This window comes from Streptomyces sp. NPDC008137, assembly GCF_042957035.1.
Taxonomy (GTDB): domain Bacteria; phylum Actinomycetota; class Actinomycetes; order Streptomycetales; family Streptomycetaceae; genus Streptomyces.
The window spans coordinates 1-13,161 of sequence record NZ_JBIBHN010000006.1 but is presented as its reverse complement, the minus strand read 5'-3'; the positions used below and the strand labels follow the sequence as shown (position 1 = coordinate 13,161).

Genomic DNA, 13,161 nt, shown 5'->3' with positions numbered 1-13,161 from the left:
CGGTTCCTGGTGAACCTTCTTGATCGCCGCGATCAGGTCGTCGAGGCGCACGGATGACGTGATGTTGGGGTTCGTCGTCATGGTGTCAACCTTGAGTTGACACTTGCCGGGCCTTCGTCGGCTAATTCCGGGGATCGAGACGTAATGGCCGTGGGTGCGGTGCCGGGCGGTCCGGGACGGCGTGGCACCATCGGCCCGTGAGTACGTCCCCCACCGTCGACCGCGCGTTCGAAGCGGCCCTGTACGCGACCGGCGAGACGGCCCTCGACACCGGCGCCTCCCTGCTCGCCTCCGACCCGGCGGCGGATGCCGAACTCGCCCGGCGCGGGGAGGAGTTCGTGGCGGCGTCCTGGCGGCGCGGCTGGCAGCCGGCCGACGTCGTACGGATCGTCCGGAGCGAACTGGAGGACGTCCACGTGCTCCTGGTGGCCGCGCTGATCCGGGCACAGGCACCCGGCGACCGGCCCCGCGGCCGCCGCTGGAGCGCACAGCTCGCGGAACTCCCCGCCGACACCCCGCCCCGCACCGACCGCTTCTCGCACGCCACGGCAGTGCTGGAGCTGTACCGCCTGCTGCTGCGGCTGCCCGCCCTCGAGTCCCTCGACGAGGCGGCCGGGGAGGCGACCGGTGGGGCGAGTGGGCCCAAGACCGAGTCCCGCATGCTCACCCGTATCCGCGCCCTGCTCGCCAAGGCGGAGGCCACCGGGTTCCCGGAGGAGGCGGAGGCGCTCAGCGCCAAGGCGCAGGAGCTGATGGCCCGGCACAGCGTCGACGAGGCGCTGCTCGCGGCGCGGGCGCCCTCGACCGACACCCCCGGCGCCTGCCGGATCGGTGTGGAACCACCGTACGAGCAGGCCAAGGCCGTGTTGCTGGACGCCGTCGCCTCCGCCAACCACTGCCGGGCGGTGTGGAACGAACCCCTCGGCTTCTCCACCGTCGTCGGCTTCGAAACGGATCTGGAGGCGGTCGAACTCCTCTACACCTCGCTCCTCGTGCAGGCCACGACCGCGATGACGAAGGCGGAGGCCGCCCAGCGCGCGGGGGGACGCAAGCGCACCAAGACGTTCCGGCAGTCCTTCCTCGCGGCCTACGCCCACCGCATCGGCACCCGGTTGGGGGAGGTGGCCCAGGCCCAGGTGAGCGACGACCTGCTCCCGGTTCTCGCCTCCCGCGACGTCGCGGTCACCGGACGGCTGGACCGTATGTTCCCGGAGACCACCACGACCCGGCTGCGCGGGGTGCGCGACGCGGCGGGCTGGACGGAGGGCGCGCAGGCGGCCGACCGGGCCCAGGTCGGGCACCGGCCGCCGCTGCGCTGACCTGCCGTCGGCCGCCGCGCCGGCGCTCCCTCAGTCGCCCGAGGACTCGAAGCCGCTCACCGAGGCCTCTGCCGCGCCGCTCTCCCCGCCCCTCCGGGCGACCTCGCCGTACGACCACGTCAGGGTGTGCGCGTCCTCGGTGGCGCCGGGCAGGGTGAAGGACGCCTTCCGCACCGGGAGACTCTTGGGCGAGCCCGCCTCGCCCCGGACGTAGGTGATGGTGAAGGACGTGGTGCCGCCCTTGCCGAGCGTGAGCGGCTGGGCCTTCACGCCCTCGTCCGGGGACACGGACGTCGTGCTGTCGTCGGCCATCAGGTGCACGCCGGGGAAGCCCTTCAGCGTGCACTGCGCGCCCTTGTTCGTGAGCGTCACGGTGACGGTGCCGGTGTCCCCGGCGGCCGGGGCGGCGCCGGCCCCGACCTTCACGCCCATGTCGCCGAGCGCGCAGGCCGAAGCGGCCGGACGGTCCGCGTTCTTGACGTCGTCGGCGCCGGCCCCGTCGTCGTCGCAGGCGGTCAGCAGGAACGTCCCGGCGAGGGCGGTGGCCAGGGCGAGGGGAGGAAGGGTGCGCATGGGGACCTCTGGTGCGTGATGGCGGTGAGCGGTTCCGATGGATGGATCATCTCGGACGGACGGACCCTCACGCACCCGGGCAGGCCGCGCCCCGGAGTCGTACTCCTAGCCGAGGCCCGCCGTGGGCAGTCCGGTCGGCAGCTTGCCGCCCTCGGCCCTGGTGTACGTCTCCGAGCCGAGGCCGCCCTCCCAGGTGACCTTCAGGCTGCTCTTGTCGAGGGAGTCGACCATGCCGGTCGTGCGGTCCTTGCTGCCGTCCGTGCACTTCAGGCGGATCATCCGCATCCCGGACTCCTCGCCCGCGGTGCCGCTGCACACGCTTCCGCCGGTGGCGAAGAGCGCGGCCTGCTTGCCGGTGATCACCAGGGCCACGGCCTTGCCGCCGGTCGTCGCGAGCCAGCTGCCCGCCAGTGTGTCGGAGGCGGAGCCGGAGCCCGAGCCCGAGTCGCCTGATCCGTCGCCGGTGTCGGCGGACGCCGAGGCGGACGGGGCCGGGCTGGACGCCGAGTCGTCCCCTGAGTCGCCGTCACTGCTGCACGCGGTCAGCGCGAGCGCCAGTCCCGCGGCCGCCGCCGCGACGCGCACGGCGTCCGAACGACGCCAGAACATCACCGAAGTCACTGCAAGCCCCCAACCTGTAGCCGGCGGACCCGGACGGAACCGGCCGACCCCTGTGCCGGAACGACCGAAGCAAGCTACCAGGGCCGGTCAAGAGCCCCGGGGGGCGACCTCACCCAGCTCCCACCGGCCGGCCTACGAGAGCGCCCGGCGCGTCCCGGCTCTTACCTGGACGTCCACCCCATAGGGGCACCGCCCTGGCGTCCGGCCCACCGGGCCCTCCCGGCGACGAGGGGCGCCCCGGGCGTCGGGGCACCAGTGAACAGGCGAGGCTCGGTTGGCATGGGTCGGCCCCGGGTGCCCGGGGCTGAGGTGCTCTCCCCGGGACGGCCCCACGGAAGCCCCGGGCTGTCCGACCTTCACCAGGACAGCCGCCCCCACGGAAGCCCCGGGCCGCCCGCCCCTCACCAGGACAGCCGCCCCACGGAAGCACCCCCGGCCATCCCCCCACCAGGACAACCGCCCCCCACCTACCAGGAAGACTTCCGCACCCCCGGCAGATACCCCGCATGCGCCTGCCCCCGCAGACTCACCCGGGACAGCCCGAACGCCCGGAAGTAGCCGCGCGGGCGTCCGTCCACCTGGTCGCGGTTGCGGACCCGCGTGGCGCTCGCGTCGCGCGGCTGCCTGCGCAACTCCGCCTGGGCGGTGAGGCGCTCGGCCTCCGTCGACGACGGCCGGCGGATGATCTCCTTCAGTTCGGCGCGCCGGGCGGCGTACCGCGCGACGACCTCCTGCCGCCTGTCGTTCTTCGCGATCTTGCTCTTCTTGGCCATCAGACCTTCACCCCCCGGGCGCGGATCCGGGCGACGGCCGCCTCGACGCCGATCGTGTCGACGGTCTTGACCGCCCTGGCGCTCAGCCGGAGGCGTACGTGACGGCCCTCGCTCGGCAGCCAGTAGCGCTTGGACTGGATGTTGGGGTCGAACCGGCGTGACGTGCGCCGGTGGGAGTGCGAGATGCGGTTGCCGAAGCCGGGTTGGGAGCCGGTCAGCATGCAGTGCGCGGACATGGTGGTGACGTACCTCTCTGACTCAGGAGATGTAAATGGAATTCATTTTCAGTAGTGTAGCGGCATGGCACGCAACGAACTCCGGCCGGTCATCAAGCTCCGGTCCACCGCCGGAACCGGCTACACCTACGTGACCCGCAAGAACCGCCGCAACGACCCGGACCGCATGACCCTGCGCAAGTTCGATCCGGTCGCCGGCCGCCACGTCGACTTCCGAGAGGAGCGCTGAGCATGCGCGAGGGAATCCATCCGGAGTACGGCCCCGTCGTCTTCCGCGACCGTGCCGCGAACTACGCCTTCCTCACCCGCTCGACCCTCTCGGCCAGGGCGGGCGAGAAGACGATCGAGTGGGAGGACGGCAACACCTACCCGGTCTTCGACGTCGAGATCTCCGACGTCAGCCACCCCTTCTACACCGGCACCGCCCGCGTCCTGGACACGGCGGGGCGCGTGGAGCGCTTCGAGCGCCGGTACGGAAAGAAGGGCTGACCCCGTGACTGCCCCCTCCGGTCTCGCCGTCGTGATCGTCGGCGGGCTGCACGCCGACGCCCGCCGGGCCGCCGTGGCACGCCTGCTCGCCGACGTGCCCGGCAGCGTCGCCCTCCACCACGACCTCGCCACGGCCGCCGCCGGCACGGTCGTACGGACCGTCCGTGACGCCACCGGCCTCCTCGACGCGGGGGAGGCGCCGCTCGTCAACGACTGTGCCTGTTGTGCCCTGCGCGAGGATCTGGTGCCCGAGCTCGAAAGGCTCCGGGACGCCGGCGACACCCGGCTCGCCGTCGTCGAGCTGTGGGACTCCGTCGAGCCCAAGGCCATGGCCGAGGTCGTCACGGCCGGCGGGCTCACCGTCACCGGCGTGCTCACCGCCGTCGACCCGGCCCTGGTCCTGCCGTACCTCGGCAACGGCGACGACCTGGCCGACGGCGGTCTCGCCGCCGCCGCGACCGACCAGCGCACGGTCGCCGACACCTTCGCGCGCCAGCTGGAGTACGCCCCCGTCCTCGCGGTCGCCGACTCCCCGGAGGCCGACGACGAGGACCGCGAGCTGCTCGCCCAGATGCACCCGACGGCCCGCCAGGTCCCGATCGGCCAAGGCGAGCCGCAGACCCTCGACGGCCTGACGGTGCCCGCCCCGCGCCGGCGCCCGCTGACGCCGCTGGCCGAGGCGGCCCTGGCCGGCTTCGACGTGGAGGCCGCCGCGGCCGCCCAGCATCCGGCCTGCGCCCTGCTGCCCGCCGAGGCGGACGCGCACGGCGTCTCCACCCTGGTCTGGCACCGGCGCCGCCCCTTCCACCCCGAGCGGCTCTACGCCGCCCTGGAGGACCTGACCTGCGCGGCGGCCCGCAGCCGGGGCCGGTTCTGGCTCGCCGACAAGACCGACACGCTGTTCCACTGGGACGCCGCGGGCGGGGCCCTGTGCGTGGAGAGCGCGGGCCCCTGGCTGGCCTCGCTGCCGGACGCGGCCTGGGAGATGGTCCCGCCGGTGCGCCGCGCCGCCGCAGCGCTGGACTGGCACCCCGAGCACGGCGACCGCGGCCAGCACCTCGTCTTCACCTCCCCCGGCCTCGACCGGGACGGCCTGGAGCGGCTGCTGGAGTCCTGCCTGCTGACCGACGCCGAGTACGCCGCCGGGCGCGACGCCTGGCAGCGGCTGCCGCACGCCTTCGACACCCTCCTGGAGGTCTGATCCCCGATGCCCCGCAAGTCCGACCGCGAGCTCCCCGCCAAGAACCGTCCCAATCCGCTGGACCAGGCCGGGATCACGTACATCGACTACAAGGACACCGACCTGCTGCGGAGGTTCATCTCCGACCGGGGCAAGATCCGCAGCCGCCGGGTCACCCGGGTGTCGTCGCAGCAGCAGCGGCAGCTGGCGAAGGCGATCAAGAACGCGCGCGAGATGGCGCTGCTGCCCTACGCCTCCCGCTGAGAGAGCCCGGGTGAGGTTCCCCACGCTTGACGTGTGGGGGACCTCATGCCTGCGTTCGGGACCTTCATCAGGTGCACGCCGGGCGGACCGGCAGGGCCGGGTGGCCGACCCGCTGTCCGGCGATGGTGCGAGCCGGACACCGGCCTGGAGGACGACGTCCCCCTCCTGCGGATGGCCCATTTCTCCCTGCTCCCGCAGGTCACGGTCGTCTTCCGCATCGAGCCCGGCCCGCTGCCGCCCGGCCCCCGGGCCGCCCGCCGCCAGCTCCCTCTTCTCGGCCTCCGCCCCCGCCGGGCCCCCCGTCCCCGCCGCCGAGTGGATGCTCCGCCTCCACCGGACCTCCGCCGAACCCGCCGACTTCCCCGTCCGCCACCGGGAACGAGCGAGCAGGCGGGGCCGTCAAACAGGCAGGAGCTTCGGCAAAGCGGTCGTCAAAGCTGTAACCGCAGGACCACCCCGCGTGCACGTGCATCTGCTCATGCATCCGCACATGAACAGGGCTATGATCCGGGTCAGTTGACCACTGCATCAATGGCCACATAAGCCAGTGCACCACCGGGGAGCGACCTGTGGACCACGACGTGTACAACGGGATGGCGGCCGCCGGGCTGAACGGTGTGGCCTGGCAGAAGAGCCGGCACAGCAACTCGCAGGGATCGTGCGTGGAGTTCGCCCGGCTCCCGGGCGGGGAGGTGGCCGTGCGCAACTCGCGCTTCCCCGACGGACCCGCGCTGGTCTACACCCGTGCGGAGATCGAGGCGATGCTGCTCGGCGTGAAGGACGGCGAGTTCGACCACCTGGTGGGCGGCTGACGCGCCGGCGAACCCCCCATAAACCGGGGGTAATCGGGTATCCACCCGCTGTAACGCGCGTAGAACCGCGGCGCCAGGAAGCGCCGCGGTTTCTTATTCGCCGCCGGTTCGCGGCAGCCGGAACAGGGCCCAGACCACCTTGCCGCTGAGCGCGCCCGCGAGCGGGTGCCAGCCCCAGCTGTCGCTGAAGGAGTCGACGAGGAACAGCCCGCGGCCCGACTCGGCCGAGAAGTCGTCGGTCTCCCGGGCGACGGGGCTGTCGTGGCTGGGATCGCGCACCGCGCACACCAGACGCTCGGTCCAGCGCATCAGGTGCAGCCGCACCGGAGGCTCCCGGCCCGCGGCGCACGCGGTGTTGGCCGGCAGGCCGTGCCGCAGGGCGTTGGTGACGAGCTCCGAGACCACCAGGCAGACGTCGTCGAAGCGGTCGCCCATGTCCCACTGGTCGAGGGTTCCGCGGGTGAACCGCCGTGCGTCGCGCACCGCTTCGTAGCGGGCGGGCAGAGCGCAGGAGGCGGCGTCGGACACGGCCGCTGGATCAAGCGGCGGAAGGCCCTGCCGTAACGGCTCGAGCATGGTTGATCCATTCGTCCCCATGCGAGGCACTCCCGGGAATTCGCGGTCGGTGCGATGCGGCGGTGGTGCGGGACCATGGTTTCGGATGCGTTCAGCAGATGCAAGGGCAGATGCACGTGCAGGTGACCGGAATGAGCCGTCCCGTACCGCTTGTTGGTCAATTTTTCCGTCATCTTCGCGCCCTTCTCCGGCCGTTCGCATGCCTCCTTCTTGCATTCGCGCGCGTGCGTTCTCCGAAGCGATTCCGTTTCCGTAACCGGACGAGTACTGCTCGGAGTGTTTTAGTGGCAGACTTCGGGCCCTGAAGACGTTGGGGAGGCTGGCGAACGTGAGCGCGGGAGAGCCGGGATCGGTGGTGCGGCGCATGCTGCTCGGATCACAACTCAGGCGTCTGCGTGAGGCGCGGGGCATCACGCGCGAGGCGGCGGGATATTCGATCCGCGCCTCCGAGTCGAAGATCAGCCGGATGGAGCTGGGCCGGGTGAGCTTCAAGACGAGGGACGTCGAGGACCTGCTCACGCTGTACGGCATCACGGACGAGCAGGAGCGCGCCTCTCTGCTGTCCTTGGCCAAGGAGGCCAATGTCGCGGGCTGGTGGCACAGTTACTCGGACGTGCTGCCCAGCTGGTTCCCGACCTACGTCGGCCTGGAGGGCGCCGCCTCGCTGATCCGGGCGTACGAGGTGCAGTTCGTGCACGGCCTGCTGCAGACCGAGGCGTACGCGCACGCGGTGGTCCGGCGGGGCATGCAGGGCGCGAGCGAGGCCGACGTCGAACGGCGGGTGGCGCTGCGTCTGGAGCGGCAGAAGCACCTCGTCGACGAGCGGGCTCCCGACTTCCACATCATCCTGGACGAGGCCGCGCTGCGCCGTCCGTACGGCGACCGCGAGGTGATGCGCGGCCAGCTCCAGCACCTCATCGAGGTCTCCGAGCGGCCCAATGTGCGGCTCCAGGTCATGCCGTTCAGCCTCGGCGGCCACTCCGGCGAAAGTGGCGCGTTCACGATCCTCAGCTTCCCGGAGTCAGACCTCTCGGACGTCGTCTACCTGGAGCAGCTCACCAGCGCGCTGTACCTCGACAAGGCCGAGGACGTAGCCCAGTACGAGAAGGCGCTCAAGGAGCTGCAGAGCGACAGCCCGGGTCCCTCCGAGAGCCGGGACCTCCTCCGGGGGCTCCTCCAGCTTTCCTGAAGGGTCCTCCAAGTCTCCCGAAGGACTCCTCCAACTCGCTTCAAACGCAAGTACGATGACGTGTGATCAGATCGTGAAGAAGCGATCAGAGGTCTGCTTAGGGATCGAGGGATCACATGTCGTCGTCCTACTTCACCGACCTTGCACAGCAGTACATCGACGGTGAGTGGCGCCCGGGTACCGGCTCCTGGGACATCATCGACTTCAACCCGTACGACGACGAGAAGCTGGCGTCGATCACCATAGCCACGGTCGACGAGGTCGATCAGGCGTACCAGGCTGCGGCCCGTGCCCAGAAGCAGTGGGCCGCGACCAATCCGTACGCCCGCCGTGCCGTCTTCGAGAAGGCCCTGCGCCTGATCGAGGAGCGCGAGGCAAAGATCTCCGAGGCCATCATCGCCGAGCTCGGCGGCACCCGGCTGAAGGCCGCCTTCGAGCTGCACCTCGCCAAGGAGTTCCTGCGCGAGGCGGTCCATCTGGCGCTGGCGCCCGAGGGCCGGATCATCCCCTCTCCGGTGGACGGCAAGGAGAACCGCGTCTACCGCGTGCCGGTCGGCGTGGTGGGTGTGATCAGCCCCTTCAACTTCCCGTTCCTGCTGTCGATCAAGTCCGTCGCACCGGCGCTCGCGCTCGGCAACGCCGTGGTGCTGAAGCCGCACCAGAACACGCCGATCGTCGGCGGCGCCCTGGTCGCGAAGATCTTCGAGGACGCGGGCCTGCCCGCCGGTCTGCTGAACGTCGTCATCACCGACATCGCGGAGATCGGTGACGCCTTCATCGAGCACCCGGTCCCCAAGGTCATCTCCTTCACCGGCTCCGACGCGGTCGGCCGGCACGTGGCGACGGTCTGCGCCCGCCTCTTCAAGCGTTCCGTCCTCGAGCTGGGCGGCAACAGCGCGCTGGTGGTCCTCGACGACGCCGACATCGACTACGCGGTGGACGCGGCCGTCTTCAGCCGGTACGTCCACCAGGGCCAGGTCTGCATGGCCGCCAACCGCGTCCTGGTCGACCGGTCGGTCGCAGGCGAGTTCACCGAGAAGTTCGTCGCCAAGGTGAAGACACTCAAGGCGGGCGACCCGCGCGACCCGGAGACCGTCATCGGCCCGGTCATCAACTCCTCGCAGGCGGACGCCGTCTCCGGCGTGGTCGAGCAGGCCCTCGCCGAGGGCGCCACGGCCCTGGTGCGCGGCGGGCGGACCGACAACCTCGTCGAGCCGTCCGTGCTGACCGACGTCCCCGCGGACTCGGCCCTGCTGCGGCAGGAGGTCTTCGGGCCGGTCGCGTTCCTCGTGCCGTTCGACGGCGAGGAGGAGGCCGTACGCCTCGTCAACGACACCCCGTACGGGCTGAGCGGCGCCGTCCACACCGGGAACATCGAGCGGGGCGTCGCGTTCGCCAAGCGGATCGACACGGGCATGTTCCACGTGAACGACGGCACCGTCCACGACGAGCCGATCGTCCCCTTCGGCGGCGAGAAGCACTCGGGCATCGGCCGGCTCAACGGCGACACGATGCTGGACTCCTTCACCACGACCAAGTGGATCTCGGTGCAGCACGGGCGCAGCGGGTTCCCCTTCTAGAACACCTCCGCAGGTCACGGGACGGCTTCTCGAGACTCACTCGAGAAGCGGTCGAAGGCAGGTGGCCGATGTCTGGATTTCGTTGCGTGAGGCGGCTCCGGCCCAGCATGCTCGTACCGCGTCCGTCGGGGCCGCCAAAAGCGGCCGTACAGCGCAACTCCCCCTTGAACCAAGTGGTTTGAGGGGAGACCCAAGGCGATACTCAAATTGGAGTATCCGGTGGTACGTTGTGCCCACCGACGGACGGAGTGAGTGCATGCACGAACAGGACGAGGTCCTCGACAGCCCGACCGGCTGGGTCGCCACACATGTGCGTCGATACGTGGCCAGCGAGGGTTCGAAGGGGCACATCTGGTACGGAAAGCCGACGCTGCTGCTCACCACACGGGGCCGCAGCTCCGGGGCGCTGCGGCGGACCGGACTGATCTACGGGGAGGATCAGGGCAACTACGTCGTCGTCGGGTCCAACGGCGGATCCGACCGTCATCCTCACTGGTACCTCAACCTGCTGGCGGAGCCGCGGGTGCGAGTGCAGGTGGCCGCGGACACGTTCGAGGCGGTCGCCAGGGAGGCGGAAGAGGGGGAACGGGATCGCCTGTGGGAGGCGATGACCGTGATTTTTCCGCAGTACAAGAGCTACCGGAAGAAGACCGACCGGAAGATCCCCGTCATCGTGCTGGAGCCACAGGAGCCCGCACAGGACTGAGGGGAGTCCGACGCCTCCGGTGAGGGGGCGGCTACGGCGATGCTCGGGGGAGTGCGCGTCGGTCGAGGACCCGGTTCATCCCGGGTCCCGCGCGCGGACGGCAGGGGGCCGTGCCGTGAGGGGGGACGCGTCATCGCGCCGTTCCACCCACTCGTTTCTCATCGAAGGGTTGGGTGTGTGTCATGGGCGGATTCAGTCGCCGGGGATTTCTGAGAACCACAGGGGCCGGTGCCGCGGCGGTCGCCACCACGGGGGCCGCCGCGGCACCGGCCGAGGCCGCGCGGGCCAGGGCCAATGTGTGTGTGCCGGAGGCGCCGGTCACCACGGTCGCCGCCGCCGATCCCCGGTACGGCGAACTGGTCGCCAGGGGATTCAACGCCCGCTTCACCGGGTCGCCGGACCTCGTGCACGTGGTCCACACGCCGAAGCAGATCGACCAGGTCGTCACGGACGCCGTGGCGGCCGGGAAGCGGATCGCGGTCCGCAGCGGCGGGCACTGCTTCGAGAACTTCGCCGACCACCGCGACGTCCGTGTGCTGATCGACACCTCGCCCATGCGCGCGGTCTACTTCGACAAGGAACACCGGGCGTTCGCCGTGCAGCCCGCCGCCACCCTGGGCGAGGTCTACCGCACGCTGTTCTACGATCACGGCGTGACCCTGCCCGCCGGGGTCTGCCCCCAGGTCGGGGCCGGCGGGCATGTCGCCGGCGGCGGATACGGGCCGCTGACCCGCCGCGACGGCACCGTCGTCGACCATCTGTACGGCGTCGAGGTCGTGGTGGTGGACGCGAACGGCAAGGCCCGCACCCTCACCGCCACCCGTGAGCGGGACGATCCCCACCACGACCTGTGGTGGGCGCACACCGGGGGCGGCGGCGGCAACTTCGGCATCGTCACCCGCTATCTGTTCCGTACGCCCGGGGCCTCGGGCGACGACCCCTCGGGCCTGCTGCCCAAGCCGCCCACCCGGCTCCGCTCCACCTACGTGACCTGGTCGTGGGCCGATCTCGACCTGGCCAAGTTCACCCGGCTCGTCACCAACTTCGGCAAGTGGTACGAGCAGAACCACGCCGACGCCCGGTACGGCAGCCTCTACAGCACCCTGCACCTCAACACACACGCGATCGGCTCGATCTCCCTGGACATCCGCTTCGACGGCGGCCGCGCCGACGCCGCGGAACTGATCGAGCGGTACGTCAACGCCGTCAACGCGGGGACCGGACTCGAGCCGGCCATCGAGCACGCCGAGGACCTCTGGCTCCAGGCCACCCTCGGGGCCCGCTTCGACACCGGCGGCTACGACCGGCACAAGTCGAAGAGCGCCTACCTCAGGCGCACCTGGACGCCCGAGCGCATCAAGACCGTCCACAAGCACCTGACCGACCCCGCGTTCGAGGGCTGGGGCGCCGTCGACCTCTACTCGTACGGGGGGAAGGTCAACACCGTGGCGCCCGGTGCCACCGCCGTGCCCCAGCGGGACTCGATCCTCAAGGCGTGGTTCTCCGCCACCTGGATGGACCCGGGCCTCGACGACGTGCACCTGAACTGGATCCGCGAGCTGTACCGGGACGTGTTCCGCGACACCGGCGGCGTCCCCGTGCCGAACGACGAGCACGACGGCTGCTACATCAACTATCCCGACACCGACCTGGCCGACCCGCGCTGGAACACCTCGGACGTGCCCTGGCACACCCTCTACTACAAGGACGGATACCGCCGCCTGCAGAAGGTCAAGGCGAAGTACGACCCCCGCGGCGTCTTCCAGCACCCGCTCTCCGTCCGGCTTCCCTGATCCCTCTCCTCTGATTCCCGGCTGAAAGGAAACCGTCACCGTGCGACCCGGCCGAGCCCTCGGTACACAGATCACCCTGGGAGGCGACCTCACCGTGGGCCGGCTCGGCTTCGGGGCGCTCCGGCTCACGGGCCCCCACCACTGGGGCCCGCCCGCCCGGCCGGACAAGGCCGCCGAGGTGGCACGGTGCGCGGTGGAACTCGGCGCGACGTTCATCGACACCGCCGACGTCTACGGGCTCGGTGCCAACGAGGAACTGCTCGCGTCGGCGCTCCACCCCTACGCACCGGGCCTGGTCGTCTCCACCAAGGCGGGCGAGGTCCGGCCCGGCCCCCACCAGTGGCGGGTGCTGGGCCGGCCCGACTACCTGCGCCAGCAGGCCGAGTTGAGCCTGCGCCGGCTGCGGCTCGAGCGCATCGAGCTCTTCCAGCTGCACCGGGTCGACCCCCAGGTGCCGCTGGAGGACCAGGTCGGGGCGCTCAAGCAGCTCCAGGACGAGGGGAAGATCCGCCACATCGGGCTCTCCGAGGTGACGGTGGAGCAGATCGAGCAGGCCCGCCGTGTGGCCGGCATCGTGAGCGTGCAGAACAAGTACAACCTCTACGACCGGCGTTACGAGAAGGAGCTGGACCACTGCGAGCGGGAGGGCATCGCCTTCATCGCCTGGAAGCCGCTCGCCGGTACGGCCCGGCCGGCCCCGGACAGCGCCCTCGCCCGGGTGGCCGCGCGGACGGGGGCGACGACGACCCAGGTGGCGCTCGCCTGGCTGCTCCACCGCTCACCGGTCCTGCTGCCCATCCCGGGCACGGCCTCCCTGTCCCATCTGCGGGCCAACATGGCGGCGGCGGAACTCGCCCTCGACGACGAGCAGCTGACCCTGCTCGACGGGGAGTGAGAACCCGGGGAACGATCCGGCCGGTGAATCGGCAGGTCGGGGAGGAGTGGGGCGGGGGGGGGCGCCCCCCCCCCCCCCCGGGGGGCGGGGGGGCCCCCCCCCCCGCGGGCACCCCCGCAGTTCGTTCGCCCCCCCCCACACCGAAACGCCCGATA

General features: G+C 71.1%; 16 protein-coding genes and 1 pseudogene. 11 read left to right on the top strand and 6 right to left on the bottom strand.

From position 1 onward, the window contains the following. Nucleotides 1-81, bottom strand: a pseudogene (locus tag ACFZBT_RS11730) (ATP-dependent Clp protease ATP-binding subunit); the annotation flags it as partial. Between the two features lie 116 nt (nucleotides 82-197). On the opposite strand from ACFZBT_RS11730, the gene ACFZBT_RS11725 reads away from it, so the two are divergent. Continuing rightward, on the top strand, nucleotides 198-1,319 hold the full coding sequence (locus ACFZBT_RS11725) for a DUF2786 domain-containing protein (RefSeq protein WP_391101536.1): 1,122 nt from the start codon (nucleotides 198-200) through the stop codon (nucleotides 1,317-1,319). A 30-nt stretch (nucleotides 1,320-1,349) separates the two neighbouring features. Here the strand turns inward: ACFZBT_RS11725 and ACFZBT_RS11720 are convergent, their stop codons facing one another. The 4 genes from ACFZBT_RS11720 to rpmB all read right to left on the bottom strand — a co-directional run bounded on the left by ACFZBT_RS11720 (nucleotide 1,350) and on the right by rpmB (nucleotide 3,522). Beyond that, nucleotides 1,350-1,892, bottom strand: a complete 543-nt coding sequence (locus ACFZBT_RS11720) for a DUF4232 domain-containing protein (protein ID WP_391101534.1) — start codon at nucleotides 1,890-1,892, stop codon at nucleotides 1,350-1,352. Between the two features lie 105 nt (nucleotides 1,893-1,997). Further along, the gene (locus ACFZBT_RS11715; protein ID WP_391101532.1) at nucleotides 1,998-2,501 is read right to left on the bottom strand and encodes a hypothetical protein; all 504 of its coding nucleotides are present in this window, start codon (nucleotides 2,499-2,501) and stop codon (nucleotides 1,998-2,000) included. Nucleotides 2,502-2,980: 479 nt separating this feature from the next. After that, a complete protein-coding gene (rpsN, locus tag ACFZBT_RS11710; RefSeq protein WP_391101529.1) occupies nucleotides 2,981-3,286 on the bottom strand; it encodes a 30S ribosomal protein S14 in 306 nt (101 codons plus the stop codon). Continuing rightward, nucleotides 3,286-3,522 carry a 50S ribosomal protein L28 gene (gene rpmB / locus ACFZBT_RS11705; protein ID WP_391101526.1) on the bottom strand — a complete coding sequence of 79 codons (237 nt, stop codon included), beginning with the start codon at nucleotides 3,520-3,522 and terminating at the stop codon, nucleotides 3,286-3,288. The genes rpsN and rpmB overlap by 1 nt, the downstream gene beginning before the upstream one ends. A 64-nt stretch (nucleotides 3,523-3,586) precedes the next feature. On the opposite strand from rpmB, the gene rpmG reads away from it, so the two are divergent. The 5 genes from rpmG to ACFZBT_RS11680 all read left to right on the top strand — a co-directional run bounded on the left by rpmG (nucleotide 3,587) and on the right by ACFZBT_RS11680 (nucleotide 6,267). Continuing rightward, entirely contained in the window at nucleotides 3,587-3,751 is a 165-nt protein-coding gene (gene rpmG / locus ACFZBT_RS11700) for a 50S ribosomal protein L33 (RefSeq protein ID WP_184594658.1), read from the top strand. A 2-nt stretch (nucleotides 3,752-3,753) separates the two neighbouring features. Then, nucleotides 3,754-4,011 carry a type B 50S ribosomal protein L31 gene (locus ACFZBT_RS11695; protein ID WP_391101523.1) on the top strand — a complete coding sequence of 86 codons (258 nt, stop codon included), beginning with the start codon at nucleotides 3,754-3,756 and terminating at the stop codon, nucleotides 4,009-4,011. A 4-nt stretch (nucleotides 4,012-4,015) separates the two neighbouring features. Continuing rightward, nucleotides 4,016-5,212, top strand: coding sequence for a GTP-binding protein (locus ACFZBT_RS11690; protein WP_391101520.1), 1,197 nt, complete (start codon nucleotides 4,016-4,018; stop codon nucleotides 5,210-5,212). 6 nt (nucleotides 5,213-5,218) lie between these two features. Then, a complete protein-coding gene (rpsR, locus tag ACFZBT_RS11685; RefSeq protein ID WP_391101517.1) occupies nucleotides 5,219-5,455 on the top strand; it encodes a 30S ribosomal protein S18 in 237 nt (78 codons plus the stop codon). A 593-nt stretch (nucleotides 5,456-6,048) separates the two neighbouring features. After that, complete coding sequence (locus ACFZBT_RS11680; protein WP_221299255.1) at nucleotides 6,049-6,267, top strand: DUF397 domain-containing protein; 219 nt, start codon at nucleotides 6,049-6,051, stop codon at nucleotides 6,265-6,267. 93 nt (nucleotides 6,268-6,360) lie between these two features. Here the strand turns inward: ACFZBT_RS11680 and ACFZBT_RS11675 are convergent, their stop codons facing one another. Further along, entirely contained in the window at nucleotides 6,361-6,864 is a 504-nt protein-coding gene (locus tag ACFZBT_RS11675; RefSeq protein WP_391101515.1) for an ATP-binding protein, read from the bottom strand. 343 nt (nucleotides 6,865-7,207) lie between these two features. Here ACFZBT_RS11675 and ACFZBT_RS11670 point away from each other — a divergent pair, with 343 nt between their 5' ends. The 5 genes from ACFZBT_RS11670 (at nucleotide 7,208) to ACFZBT_RS11650 (ending at nucleotide 13,006) form a co-directional block, all read left to right on the top strand. Then, on the top strand, nucleotides 7,208-8,032 hold the full coding sequence (locus ACFZBT_RS11670) for a Scr1 family TA system antitoxin-like transcriptional regulator (RefSeq protein WP_391102318.1): 825 nt from the start codon (nucleotides 7,208-7,210) through the stop codon (nucleotides 8,030-8,032). Between the two features lie 116 nt (nucleotides 8,033-8,148). Continuing rightward, nucleotides 8,149-9,612, top strand: a complete 1,464-nt coding sequence (locus ACFZBT_RS11665) for an aldehyde dehydrogenase family protein (protein WP_391101512.1) — start codon at nucleotides 8,149-8,151, stop codon at nucleotides 9,610-9,612. Between the two features lie 256 nt (nucleotides 9,613-9,868). Next, on the top strand, nucleotides 9,869-10,318 hold the full coding sequence (locus ACFZBT_RS11660) for a nitroreductase/quinone reductase family protein (RefSeq protein WP_391101509.1): 450 nt from the start codon (nucleotides 9,869-9,871) through the stop codon (nucleotides 10,316-10,318). A gap of 182 nt (nucleotides 10,319-10,500) precedes the next feature. Then, complete coding sequence (locus ACFZBT_RS11655) at nucleotides 10,501-12,111, top strand: FAD-binding protein (RefSeq protein WP_391101507.1); 1,611 nt, start codon at nucleotides 10,501-10,503, stop codon at nucleotides 12,109-12,111. A 40-nt stretch (nucleotides 12,112-12,151) separates the two neighbouring features. Further along, nucleotides 12,152-13,006: an aldo/keto reductase gene (locus ACFZBT_RS11650; RefSeq protein WP_391101504.1), complete on the top strand. Its 855-nt coding sequence runs from the start codon at nucleotides 12,152-12,154 to the stop codon at nucleotides 13,004-13,006. The last annotated feature ends 155 nt before the right edge of the window (nucleotides 13,007-13,161 follow it).